12 protein-coding genes are annotated in these 12,645 nt (G+C 52.7%); 6 read left to right on the top strand and 6 right to left on the bottom strand.

Features of this window, described 5'->3' with window-relative positions; translation table 11 throughout:
- Positions 1–30: 30 nt before the first annotated feature.
- Together mobB and mobA are read right to left on the bottom strand one after the other, a co-directional pair.
- Positions 31–546 carry a molybdopterin-guanine dinucleotide biosynthesis protein MobB gene (gene mobB / locus FFB58_RS21035; protein WP_138370918.1) on the bottom strand — a complete coding sequence of 172 codons (516 nt, stop codon included), beginning with the start codon at positions 544–546 and terminating at the stop codon, positions 31–33.
- The gene (gene mobA / locus FFB58_RS21030; RefSeq protein ID WP_138370917.1) at positions 543–1,127 is read right to left on the bottom strand and encodes a molybdenum cofactor guanylyltransferase MobA; all 585 of its coding nucleotides are present in this window, start codon (positions 1,125–1,127) and stop codon (positions 543–545) included. The genes mobB and mobA overlap by 4 nt, the downstream gene beginning before the upstream one ends.
- 68 nt (positions 1,128–1,195) lie before the next feature.
- Here mobA and FFB58_RS21025 point away from each other — a divergent pair, with 68 nt between their 5' ends.
- The 3 genes from FFB58_RS21025 (at position 1,196) to dsbA (ending at position 3,178) form a co-directional block, all read left to right on the top strand.
- The gene (locus FFB58_RS21025) at positions 1,196–1,465 is read left to right on the top strand and encodes a YihD family protein (protein WP_039032193.1); all 270 of its coding nucleotides are present in this window, start codon (positions 1,196–1,198) and stop codon (positions 1,463–1,465) included.
- 75 nt (positions 1,466–1,540) lie between these two features.
- A complete protein-coding gene (locus FFB58_RS21020; RefSeq protein WP_138370916.1) occupies positions 1,541–2,527 on the top strand; it encodes a serine/threonine protein kinase in 987 nt (328 codons plus the stop codon).
- 27 nt (positions 2,528–2,554) lie between these two features.
- Positions 2,555–3,178, top strand: a complete 624-nt coding sequence (dsbA, locus tag FFB58_RS21015) for a thiol:disulfide interchange protein DsbA (RefSeq protein WP_039032191.1) — start codon at positions 2,555–2,557, stop codon at positions 3,176–3,178.
- Between the two features lie 15 nt (positions 3,179–3,193).
- On the opposite strand, the gene FFB58_RS21010 is transcribed toward dsbA, so the two are convergent.
- Positions 3,194–4,102, bottom strand: a complete 909-nt coding sequence (locus FFB58_RS21010) for an acyltransferase (protein WP_039032190.1) — start codon at positions 4,100–4,102, stop codon at positions 3,194–3,196.
- Positions 4,103–4,538: 436 nt separating this feature from the next.
- Between FFB58_RS21010 and polA the strand changes: the two genes are divergently transcribed.
- On the top strand, positions 4,539–7,331 hold the full coding sequence (gene polA, locus FFB58_RS21005) for a DNA polymerase I (RefSeq protein WP_138370915.1): 2,793 nt from the start codon (positions 4,539–4,541) through the stop codon (positions 7,329–7,331).
- Between the two features lie 312 nt (positions 7,332–7,643).
- Here polA and yihA read toward each other — a convergent pair whose 3' ends face one another.
- Positions 7,644–8,270 (bottom strand): ribosome biogenesis GTP-binding protein YihA/YsxC, encoded by a 627-nt coding sequence (gene yihA / locus FFB58_RS21000; protein WP_039032188.1) that lies wholly within the window; start codon positions 8,268–8,270, stop codon positions 7,644–7,646.
- Between the two features lie 581 nt (positions 8,271–8,851).
- On the opposite strand from yihA, the gene yihI reads away from it, so the two are divergent.
- Together yihI and hemN are read left to right on the top strand one after the other, a co-directional pair.
- Positions 8,852–9,364: a Der GTPase-activating protein YihI gene (yihI, locus tag FFB58_RS20995; RefSeq protein ID WP_039032187.1), complete on the top strand. Its 513-nt coding sequence runs from the start codon at positions 8,852–8,854 to the stop codon at positions 9,362–9,364.
- A gap of 188 nt (positions 9,365–9,552) precedes the next feature.
- A complete protein-coding gene (gene hemN, locus FFB58_RS20985) occupies positions 9,553–10,926 on the top strand; it encodes an oxygen-independent coproporphyrinogen III oxidase (protein WP_138370914.1) in 1,374 nt (457 codons plus the stop codon).
- A 75-nt stretch (positions 10,927–11,001) separates the two neighbouring features.
- Here hemN and FFB58_RS20980 read toward each other — a convergent pair whose 3' ends face one another.
- Together FFB58_RS20980 and glnG are read right to left on the bottom strand one after the other, a co-directional pair.
- Entirely contained in the window at positions 11,002–11,112 is a 111-nt protein-coding gene (locus tag FFB58_RS20980; RefSeq protein WP_138370913.1) for a YshB family small membrane protein, read from the bottom strand.
- Positions 11,113–11,223: 111 nt separating this feature from the next.
- Positions 11,224–12,636 (bottom strand): nitrogen regulation protein NR(I), encoded by a 1,413-nt coding sequence (glnG, locus tag FFB58_RS20975; RefSeq protein WP_039032185.1) that lies wholly within the window; start codon positions 12,634–12,636, stop codon positions 11,224–11,226.
- Positions 12,637–12,645: the final 9 nt, after the last annotated feature.

Raw genomic sequence — 12,645 nt, 5'->3', positions numbered from 1 at the left:
TGCGCGGAAAAGCCGGGTGGCGGCTCCGCCTTACCCGGCCTGGAAAGACCTCATCCATTGTTGAATGAAATCGACAACGCCCTCCACATCATTGATATCTAATACCGGTACCTGAAGCGACAGTGAAATGTCGCTGGCTACCGCGATAACATGTTCATCAAGCGTTAATTCATTAATGTCATGCCCTGTATCGCTGCGAAACAGCAGGATCTTTGCCACGGGCTCATGCTTAAAACCTTCAACCAGAACCAGATCCAGCGTCGAATGATCCATCCGGCTAATGAGATAAGGAAGATCAACGTCCCTTTCATCCGGCGTCTCGGTCATTAATGCCCAACGCTGACTGCTGGCGACAATAGTTTGTGCCGCGCCAGCTTTGCGTAGTTCATAACTGTCTTTACCGGGAATATCGACATCCATATTGTGGTGGGTATGTTTGATAAGCCCCGGACGCACGCCCCTGGCACAAAGTGCCGGGATAATGGCTTTTAGAAGGGTGGTTTTACCCGTACCGCTCCAGGCGGCGATCGCTAAAACAGGTATCATTGGTGCCTCTGCATAGTGTCTATCTGTTTGAGGGTATTTATATTAATAAATGCCTGTTTCATCTCGCTAAAATCGACAGGATGTCCGCCAGCCTGCCGCATGAAGACCATCACCCGACGCTCTCCCGCAGCCAGGTAGTTCTGTAATTCTGGCATCAGCCTACGGTGCATTAGCGCGATGGTTGGATGATCGCGCTCGCCGTCATGCGCCCAGACAACGGCTGCCGCTTCCCTCTGTTGAACAAAGCGTTCAGCCAGATAATCAGGAATGAACGGCGTATCGCAGGGGCAAAACAGAAACCACTCCGCGTCACACTGCTGCATAACGGAAAGCATGCCAGCCAGCGGCCCGGGGAAATCTGCCAGCAAATCGGGATAGACGGGATATCCACTTGCCTGATAAACGGCGAGGTTTTTGTTAGCACTGACGGCAAGCGTGCTGACTTGTTTACTCAACCTCTGTGCAACGTGCTGCCATAACGGTATGCCGCTCAACTCCTGCAGACCTTTATCAACTCCGCCCATACGGGACGCCTTGCCGCCGGCTAAAACCACACCGGTGATCGTGCTTATCTGGCTCACGAATATCGCCTCTTTTCTTGTGGGATTGACCCTGATAACGTGTCACTCTAAATGAAAGGAGTATTACCATGAAATGTAAACGTCTGAATGAAGTTATCGAACTTCTCCAGCCAGCCTGGCAAAAAGAGCCAGAACTTAACCTGGTGCAATTCTTACAGAAACTGGCGCAGGAGTCAGGCTACGAGGGTGAACTGGCCGACCTTTCTGATGACATCCTGATCTATCACCTGAAAATGCGCGATTCCGGCAAAGATGCCGTGATCCCCGGTATTCAGAAAGATTATGAAGAGGATTTCAAAACGGCCCTGCTGCGCGCGCGTGGCGTAATTAAAGAGTAAAAGCTTGTAAGAGGCGCCACCGTAATCGCCGTTAAATGATATCCTGAATCATTCGTATAATTTCCGGATGATCGGATGAACGACCAGGCCTTTACTTTCCAGACCTTACACCCGGATACCATTATGGATGCTCTGTTTGAGCAGGGCATCCGGGTGGACTCAGGTCTGACCCCATTAAACAGCTATGAAAACCGCGTCTACCAGTTTCAGGATGAGGATCGTCAGCGCTTCGTCGTGAAATTTTATCGCCCGCAGCGCTGGTCAGCCGATCAGATTCAGGAAGAGCATCAGTTCGCGCTCGACATGGTCGCCGATGATGTTCCCGTTGCTGCGCCCATTAAATTCAATGACCAGACGCTGCTGTCGCACCAGGGATTTTATTTTTCTGTATTCCCAAGCCTCGGTGGCCGACAATTTGAAGCCGATAATATCGATCAGATGGAATGGGTTGCCCGTTATTTAGGGCGCATTCACCAGACGGGAAAGAAAAGCGCCTTTACCTCACGCCCCACCATCGGGATACAGGAATATCTCCTCGAACCGTGTCAGGTATTTGAAACATCCTCGCTTATCCCTTCAGGTCTGAAAGCTGATTTTCTTGCCGCGACGGACGGCTTAATTAATGCCGTTATCGCGCGCTGGGATAACAACGTCAAAACGCTGCGCCTGCACGGCGATTGCCATGCCGGAAATATCCTCTGGCGTGACGGGCCATTATTTGTCGATCTCGATGATGCGAGAATGGGACCTGCTATTCAGGATCTCTGGATGCTGCTGAATGGCGATAAAGCCGAGCAGCGGATGCAGCTTGAGACGATTATCGAAGCTTATGAAGAGTTCAGCCCCTTTAATTCAGACGAAATTGCATTAATCGAACCTTTACGCGCCATGCGTTTTGTTTATTATCTTGCATGGTTAATCAGGCGTTGGGACGACCCCGCGTTCCCCAGAAACTTCCCGTGGCTTACCGGGGAAGATTACTGGCGTAACCAGATATCCACATTTATTGAACAGGTAAAGGTTCTGCAGGAACCCCCTTTGCAATTAACGCCAATGTATTAATCGAACACATCCAGGAGAGAGTTGATCATGAAAAAAATATGGCTGGCGCTGGCAGGTATGATTCTGGCATTTAGCGCTTCGGCTGCACAGTTCACCGATGGTAAGCAGTACATTACCCTCGACAAACCTGTTGCCGGAGAACCTCAGGTTCTCGAGTTCTTCTCATTCTATTGCCCGCACTGCTATGAGTTCGAGCAGGTTCTTCATGTTTCCGATAACGTGAAGAAAAAGCTGCCAGAAGGCACCAAAATGACCAAGTATCACGTTGAGTTCCTTGGCCCGCTGGGTAAAGACTTAACGCAGGCGTGGGCGGTAGCGATGGCCCTGGGTGTGGAAGACAAAATCACTGCGCCAATGTTTGAAGCCGTGCAGAAAACTCAGGCCGTACAAACCACTGCCGATATCCGTAAAGTATTCGTCGATGCGGGCGTGAAGGGTGAAGAATACGATGCAGCCTGGAATAGCTTTGTGGTGAAATCTCTGGTCGCGCAGCAGGAAAAAGCGGCAGCCGATCTGCAACTGCGTGGTGTTCCAGCTATGTACGTTAACGGTAAATACCAGCTGAATATGCAGGGTATGGATACCAGCAGCATGGACATCTTCGTGCAGCAGTATGCTGACACCGTGAAATATCTGGTTGAGAAGAAGTAATAAAGAAAACGCCGGTCAATGACCGGCGTTGTTGTATTGGGCTTTAATCCTGGTGATTAGCGCGTCTTTTTCCGTCCATAGCGTATTCAGCCAGAGCTGGAAACGTCGCTTAAAGTTCTTATCGTTAACATAATCCCCATGTAACTCTTCCGCCACTGGCACCAGATTAATACGCACCACGATCCGCGTTAACTTACCGCTGAGCATATCGTAAAATGGGGTCTTATCGTTTTCCGGATAACACAGCGTCACGTCCAGTAATTTATCGAACTGTTGACCCAGTACGTTCAGCGCCATGGCGATGCCGGCCGCTTTTGGTGGCAGGAGGTTGCTATAGGATGAGCGGGTCTGCTGCTTTTTCTCTTCGGTAAAGCGAGAGCCTTCAACAAAATTGACGATGGTGGTGGGGTGCGCGCGAAACTTCTCGCAAGAGCGACGGGTTGTTTCAACATCTTTGCCGCGGCGTTCAGGATGGCGAATCAGATAGCTGCGGGAGTAGCGCTTCATGAAAGGCATATCCAGCGCCCAACAGGCCAGGCCAATAAAGGGTACCCAGGCAAGCTGCTGCTTGAGGAAATACTTGTTCATCGGAATATGTTTGCGGAACAGCACGCATAACACCACGATATCGGCCCAGCTGTGGTGGTTGCAGATGAGCAAATACCAGTTTTTCTTGTTGAGACCATCCAGACCCTGAACGTCCCATTTCAGATGCGGGTTAAGGCGGAGCAGTACCGCCAGGCCTTCACACCAGCAGTACATCATAAAGTTGCAGAATGCAGATACAGCACGCCAGACGACGGGAATGGGTAAAAGCAGTTTAATTATTCCGGCGATGATGATCGGCACAGAACAGGCAATGGTGACCAGAATAGTTAATGCGATGCTTAACAGGAGTATGATCGCAGCCAGCAGTCTAGGCATGATGAATGTTTTCAGGTAGTTAGCTATGGTAAGCGCCTGATAAACAGACACCGGGCGCTGATTTTACCAGAAAACTGCCAAATGATGGCGCTTTAACTTGGCGGGACGAATGATTTGCACGCGTTGTGGAGAAAAATCCTGTGTCGCCAAAATGGCGTGGCTTATATCCACATGGAGTAAATTGTCATCAACCGAAAATATGAGATCGAGATCGAATGATAATTATCTGATTATTAATAATAATATTTAGATGAACGATCTACTTTCAGCACAATTAATCCAGGTGTTAGAAAGTATTCACAAACTTATCCACAGATTTGATTTGCGAGCGATCCTGAGGATCACAAAATCTTTGGCTGTATTGACCGTGAAAAACTGATGTTTTCATCCTTCTGTGGCATCCTTTATCCATAAATTCCTTAAAGGCACGGACATTATGGTTCAGATCCCCGAAAATCCGCTTATTCTCGTCGACGGTTCGTCTTACCTCTACCGGGCGTATCATGCGTTTCCTCCGCTGACTAACAGCGCAGGAGAGCCTACGGGCGCAATGTATGGCGTGCTGAATATGCTGCGTAGTCTGATCATGCAGTATCAGCCGAGCCATGCTGCCGTAGTCTTCGATGCGAAAGGCAAAACTTTCCGGGATGAGCTGTTCGAGCATTACAAATCCCATCGTCCGCCGATGCCGGACGATCTGCGCGCGCAGATTGAACCCTTGCATAAGATGGTAAAAGCGATGGGGCTGCCTTTAATGGCCGTCACGGGCGTAGAGGCTGACGACGTTATCGGTACGCTGGCGCGAGAAGCCGAAAAGCTGGGCCGTCCGGTACTGATCAGTACTGGCGATAAAGACATGGCGCAGCTGGTCACGCCGGGGATCACCCTGATTAATACCATGACCAACACCATTCTTGGACCGGAAGAGGTGGTGGCGAAGTATGGCGTGCCGCCAGAACTGATCATCGATTTCCTCGCATTGATGGGCGACTCCTCCGATAACATTCCTGGCGTGCCGGGCGTGGGTGAGAAGACGGCTCAGGCGCTGCTACAGGGGCTGGGCGGGCTGGATACGCTTTACAGCGAGCAGGATAAAATTGCCGGGTTGACCTTCCGCGGTGCAAAAACCATGGCCGCGAAGCTTGAGCAGAACAAAGAGGTGGCATACCTCTCCTATCAGCTGGCAACCATCAAAACGGACGTCGAACTGGAATTGACCTGCGATCAGCTTGAAGTGCAGCAACCTGCTGCCGAAGAGCTGCTGGGCTTGTTTAAGCAATACGAGTTCAAACGCTGGATCACCGATGTTGAAGCGGGGAAATGGCTGCAGGCAAAAGGGGCTAAACCGGCGGCGAAGCCAAAAGAGACCCTGGTGATTGATGCAGAAGATGCGGTAGAAGAAGCCGCCAGCATTCTCTCTTCCGAGCATTACGAAACCGTCCTTGATGAAGCACAGCTACAGGGCTGGATTGAAAGACTGAAGCAGGCGCCGGTATTTGCCTTTGATACCGAAACCGATAGCCTCGATAACGTCTCCGCCAATATGGTGGGCCTCTCATTTGCCACAGAACCTGGCGTCGCCGCCTATGTGCCGGTGGCTCACGACTATCTCGACGCACCTGTGCAGCTCACGCGTGAGCGCGTGCTCGAACTCCTCAAGCCAATCCTTGAAGACGAAAAAGTGCTGAAGGTGGGGCAAAACCTGAAGTTCGATCGCGGTATCCTGCAAAACTACGGCATCGAGCTGCGCGGTATTGCGTTCGATACCATGCTGGAGTCTTATATCCTCGACAGCGTAGCCGGTCGTCACGATATGGATTCGCTCTCTGACCGCTGGCTAAAGCATAAAACCGTTACCTTTGAACAGATCGCGGGTAAGGGCAAGAATCAGCTGACTTTTAACCAAATCGCGCTGGAAGAGGCCGGACACTATGCTGCGGAAGATGCCGATGTCACCCTGCAACTGCATTTGAAGATGTGGCCTAAGCTCGAAAAAGACGCCGGGCCGCTGAACGTGTTCCAGAATATCGAGATGCCGCTGGTGCCGGTGCTGTCCCGCATCGAGCGCAACGGCGTTAAGATCGATCCGGCTGTATTGCATAAGCACTCGGAGGAGATCGCCCTGCGCCTGAACGAGCTGGAGCAAAAAGCGCATGAGATTGCCGGCGAGCCGTTCAACCTCTCGTCCACCAAACAACTGCAGACCATCCTGTTTGAAAAGCAGGGTATCAAGCCGCTGAAGAAAACCCCTGGCGGCGCGCCGTCCACCTCAGAAGAGGTGCTTGAGGAACTGGCGCTGGACTATCCGCTGCCAAAAGTGATCCTTCAGTACCGTGGCCTGGCAAAGCTGAAATCGACCTACACCGATAAGCTGCCGCTGATGATCAACCCGAAAACGGGTCGCGTGCATACTTCTTATCATCAGGCCGTGGCGGCTACCGGGCGCTTGTCCTCAACCGATCCTAACCTGCAAAACATTCCGGTGCGTAATGAAGAAGGGCGTCGTATTCGTCAGGCGTTTATTGCGCCAGAGGATTACATCATTGTCTCTGCTGACTATTCACAGATTGAACTGCGCATCATGGCGCACCTGTCCCGGGATAAAGGCCTGTTGACCGCCTTTGCTGAAGGGCAGGACATTCACCGGGCAACGGCGGCGGAAGTATTTGGTATGTCGCTGGAGAGCGTTACCGGGGAACAGCGTCGCAGTGCTAAAGCGATCAACTTTGGTCTGATCTACGGCATGAGCGCCTTTGGTCTCTCCCGCCAGCTCAACATTCCGCGTAAAGAGTCGCAGAAGTATATGGATCTCTATTTCGAGCGATATCCGGGCGTTCTGCAATATATGGAAAATACGCGTGCTCAGGCGAAAGAAAAAGGCTATGTCGAGACCCTGGAAGGGCGTCGCCTCTATCTGCCGGACATCAAATCCAGCAATGCTGCCCGACGTGCCGGCGCTGAGCGTGCTGCAATCAACGCCCCAATGCAGGGAACGGCTGCGGACATCATTAAACGTGCAATGATCGCTGTTGACGCCTGGCTGGAGAAAGAGCAGCCGCGGGTGCGGATGATCATGCAGGTTCACGATGAACTGGTGTTCGAAGTGCATAAAGACGATCTGGAATCCGTGTCGAAAAAGATCCACGAATTGATGGAGAACAGCGTGAAACTGGACGTGCCGTTGCTGGTGGAAGTGGGTCACGGAGAAAACTGGGATCAAGCTCACTAAGTGTTTATGGCATATCAACTGTTTCTGTAAGTAAGCAACATATCCATGAACGTTTTGTGATGATCATTAGAATTCCCTATGTAAAGAATGAAAAAAAACTACAAAAAGTGCTTTGTCTGTAGTCTAAAAAAGGGTAGAGTTATTCACGTAGGGTACAGAGGTAAGATGTTCTATCTTTCAGACCTTTTACTTCACGTAATCGGATTTGGCTGAATATTTTAGCCGCCCCAGTCAGTAATGACTGGGGCGTTTTTTATTGCGGCAAAGAAAATAACAGCGCAAAAAAAAGCGCGGACATCGCCGCGCTCATCTTTACTGATCCCCTTCTGTAGCGGGTTCCAGTTCGCTATACCACGTATCCAGTTTCTCACGCAGTTTATCCACGCCCTGCTTCTTCAGCGAAGAAAACGCTTCGACCTGGATGTCACCGTTAAACGCCAGAACCGCTTCGCGCACCATGTTTACCTGCGCTTTACGCGCGCCGCTGGCCAGCTTGTCGGCTTTGGTGAGCAACACCAGCACCTGGATCCCGCTTTCGACGGCCCAGTAGATCATCTGCTGATCGAGATCTTTAAGCGGATGACGAATATCCATCAGGACAACCAGGCCCTTCAGGCACAGGCGTTTTTCCAGATATTCACCCAGGGCGCGCTGCCACTTGAGCTTCATCTCTTCCGGAACTTCTGCATAGCCGTAACCTGGCAGGTCCACCAGGCGCTTGCCCGGCGCGACTTCGAACAGGTTGATTAGCTGGGTACGGCCAGGCGTTTTAGAGATACGGGCCAGGCTTTTCTGATTGGTCAGGGTATTCAGAGCGCTGGATTTCCCCGCGTTAGACCGGCCAGCAAATGCCACTTCGAGACCCGTATCGGCGGGTAAATGGCGAATATCAGGCGCACTAAGAACAAAATGCGTCTGGTGATAATTCAGGTTGGTCACGTGGTTGTCTCCAGAAATTCGTAACGTTGGGGGGATTATACCTGAACAGAGAGAAAAGGCTTTTCCCATCGGCAATACGGCTGTAAGTAAAAACCCCTGGCTTTGTGAGAGATCTGCCATTTGAACTATGGGAGATTTAAGAAAAATCGCAGAGCTCTAAAATTTCAAAACCATTAAAATCAATCTATTAACGTTTAGTCTTAGTCTGAAAGTCGTGGATAAACGGCCTTTGTGGCTTGTGCGTACAGCTGGAAACGGTAAAGTAGCGCTCAACGGCGAGGATGCCGACAGGAACCGGACTCAAGGATGAGGGTCAGGAGCGCCAGGAGGCGAAGACACAGGACAGTCAGGAAGACGTACGCCTGGAGGCGTTTTAAAGGGAAACGGAACATATCACGGACGGTACCTGCTAACGGACAAACAGGGTGAGTTGTAAGCAAACAGGGATTGTCAGACCCGTAATGGGTTATGAGTCAGGAAAAAAGGCGACAGATTGCTCTGTCGCCTTTTTTCTTTGCTTGCTTTCTGCTAGATTTCGCCGCAATTCTATACTGAAGAAAACGACTTAAAGACAAAACAACATGAAAAAACCGACCTCCGCTGCAGGCGCTAAACGTCCTGCAAAAGCACGCCGCAAAACGCGCGAAGAACTGAATCAGGAAGCGCGCGATCGCAAACGCGATAAAAAGCATCGTGGTCATGCTGCGGGTAGCCGCGCGAGTGGCGGTGCTTCGGGCGCGTCTGCGAAGAACAAACAGCAGAAAGACCCGCGTATCGGCAGTAAAACACCTGTTCCATTAGGCGTGACCGATGCCCCGGTCACCAGGCAGCACAAACCGAAGAGCGAGAAACCTATGCTTTCACCGCAGGCCGAGCTGGATATGCTGGAGAACGATGAGCGCCTGGACGCGCTGCTGGAACGTCTTGAAGAGGGCGAAGCCCTGAATGCTGAAGAGCAATCATGGGTTGATGCCAAACTGGATCGTATCGATGAACTGATGCAACAGTTGGGTCTCTCCTATGATGATGAAGACGAAGATGAAGAAGAAGAAAAACAGGAAGATATGATGCGCCTGCTGAAAGGTGGAAACTAACATTTGCACCCGGCAGGCTCACTCGTCCTGCTTATAACCCTTCCGGTTATATGTTATCTGGTGTGGTTATTCGTTAAACTACGGCGGTTGTCGCGGCGACAGAAGTGGCTGCGCACCCGATTCGTGGCCCGCACAGGGGTCAGAACGGGCCGCCGTATACGAACGCGACACCAACGGAAGGAGTGAGCATGTCTGTACCAACCATCGACTGGGATCTGGCCCTCATCCAGAAATATAACTATTCCGGGCCGCGTTATACCTCTTATCCCACTGCGCTGGAGTTTTCCGACGCCTTCGGTGATAGCCAATTTCAGCAGGCCGTGGCGCGTTATCCTGACCGTCCGCTTTCTCTGTACGTTCATATCCCGTTCTGTCACAAGCTCTGCTATTTCTGTGGCTGCAATAAAATTGTGACCCGTCAGCAGCATAAGGCGGACCAATATCTGGATGCGCTTGAACAGGAGATCCTGCATCGTGCGCCGCAGTTTGCCGGCCGTCATGTCAGCCAACTGCACTGGGGCGGCGGTACGCCAACCTATCTGAATAAAGCGCAAATCAGCCGCCTGATGACCCTGCTGCGGGATAACTTCCGTTTCAATGCGGATGCTGAGATCTCTATCGAAGTGGACCCGCGCGAAATCGAGCTGGATGTGCTCGATCATCTGCGTGCCGAAGGTTTTAACCGCCTGAGTATGGGCGTGCAGGACTTTAACAAAGAGGTCCAGCGCCTGGTCAACCGCGAGCAGGATGAAGAGTTTATCTTTGCCCTGTTGAATCATGCTCGGGAGATTGGCTTCACCTCCACCAATATTGACCTGATTTATGGCCTGCCGAAGCAGACGCCTGAGAGCTTTGCCTTTACGCTGAGGCGCGTGGCGGAGCTGAATCCGGATCGCCTGAGCGTGTTTAACTATGCGCATCTGCCGACGCTGTTTGCTGCCCAACGCAAAATCAAGGATGCCGACCTGCCTTCCGCCCAGCAAAAGCTGGATATCCTGCAGGAAACCATCACCTCGTTGACCCAGACCGGCTACCAGTTTATCGGTATGGATCACTTCGCCCGTCCGGATGACGAACTGGCCATTGCCCAGCGCGAAGGTGTCCTGCACCGCAACTTCCAGGGTTATACCACTCAGGGCGATACGGATCTGCTGGGGATGGGCGTCTCGGCCATCAGTATGATTGGCGACTGCTATGCGCAAAACCAGAAAGAGCTGAAGCTCTACTACCAGCAGGTGGATGCGACCGGCAACGCCCTGTGGCGCGGCATCGCGTTAACCCGCGACGACTGCATTCGCCGGGACGTGATCAAAGCGCTGATCTGCAACTTCCGTCTCGACTTCAGCGCGGTCGAAGCGCAGTGGGATCTCAACTTTACCGATTACTTTGTGGAAGACATGAAGCTGCTGGCGCCGCTGGCGAAAGACGGGCTGGTGGATGTGACGGAGAGTGCGATTGAGGTGACGCCGAAAGGACGTCTGTTGATTCGTAATATCTGTATGTGCTTTGACGCCTATCTGCGGCAGAAAGCCCGTATGCAGCAGTTCTCGCGCGTGATTTAAGCCGTACTGCCGGGTGGCGGCTTCGCCTTACCCGGCCTACAAAAGCGCGAAATGCAGGCCGGGTAAGCGAAGCATCTAACTAAACAATCCAACCAGCGCCGCACACAATACTGCGGCAACGGCTGTTTGCGGCGTATGGCTTTCGACTGCTGCGCCAGACAACATATTCATGATTGATTCCAGCATGATGATCCCCCCGTTTTCCCGGGCGAGATCATACTTAACGCATCGGAACAGTAAAGCGCAAAATAACACCAGCTTGCGTTTGATTAACTCTCTTTACACTGCAAGAGAGCATCACTCCATCCCCAGCTCTTTTAACTTACGCGTCAGGGTATTGCGACCCCAGCCAAGCAGGCGTGCTGCCTCTTGTTTATGGCCCTGAGTATGGCGCAGCGCGGTGGTAAGCAGCGTGCGTTCCATCTCGGGCTGCGCCTCGGAGAGCAGGTTTTGATGACCGGAACGCAGGGCGCGATCGGCCCATTGCGCCAGCAGCGTCGCCCAGCTGTCGGGCAGGCTCTGCCCGGTGCTGCTTTCCGGAACATGGGTTTCGAAAAGCTCTGGCGGGAGATCCTGAATCAACACTTCCTGACCGGCGGCCATCACCGTCAGCCAGCGACAGGTATTCTCCAGCTGACGCACGTTCCCCGGCCAGGCCAGACGCGTCAGCGCCGCTTCGGTTTCCGGGTGCAGCAGTTTGGCTTCGACACCCAGTTCGCGGGCGGCATCCTGCAGGAAATGGCGCGCCAGACGCGGAATATCTTCACGACGCTCGCGCAGCGGCGGGAGATGAACGCGAATGACGTTCAGGCGGTGGAATAAATCTTCACGGAATTTCCCCTCCTGGACGCGCAGTTCGAGGTTCTGGTGGGTGGCGGCAATAATGCGCACATCCACTTTAACCGGCGCATAGCCGCCCACGCGGTAAAACTGTCCGTCCGCCAGCACGCGCAGCAGACGTGTCTGGACGTCGAGGGGCATATCCCCAATCTCATCCAGGAACAGCGTCCCGCCGTCGGCCTGCTCAAAGCGACCCTGACGGATGGTATTGGCCCCGGTAAAGGCGCCTTTTTCATGGCCGAACAGTTCGGACTCAATCAAATCCTTGGGGATCGCCGCCATATTCAGGGCGATAAACGGGGCTTTGGCACGCGGACTGTGGCGATGCAGGGCATGCGCGACCAGCTCCTTACCGGTACCCGACTCACCGTTGATCAATACGCTGATGGACGAGCGCGACAGGCGGCCAATGATGCGAAACACATCCTGCATTGCCGGCGCTTCGCCAATGATGTCGGTGGTGGGGCCGAAAACCGGGGCATTGCGCGGCTGCTGCTGCTCCTGATAGTGGCTAATGGCGCGCTCAACCAGCGCCACCGCTTCGTCAATATCGAACGGTTTTGGCAGATAATCGAACGCACCCTGCTGATAGGCGCTGACGGCCGCATCCAGATCGGAGTGGGCGGTCATTATGATGACCGGAAGCATCGGATGGCGCTGCTTGATCTGTTTTAACAGCGCCAGCCCGTCCATCCCCGGCATACGGATATCGGACAGCAGCACATCCGGGGTTTTGGTGGTGAGGGCATCAAGCACCTCAGCGCCACTTTCAAACGCAGTGCAGCTTAAACCTGCTCCGGTAAGCGCCCGTTCGAGCACCCAGCGGATGGAGCTATCGTCATCAACTACCCAGACTATCCCTCGTTGCATAACCTAACC

Origin of the sequence: Enterobacter sp. MF024 (genome assembly GCF_005843915.1) — a bacterium.
Taxonomy (GTDB): Bacteria; Pseudomonadota; Gammaproteobacteria; order Enterobacterales; family Enterobacteriaceae; genus Enterobacter; species Enterobacter barmai.
The sequence above is the reverse complement of the archived record's forward strand: the minus strand, read 5'-3'. Positions and strand labels throughout refer to the sequence as shown.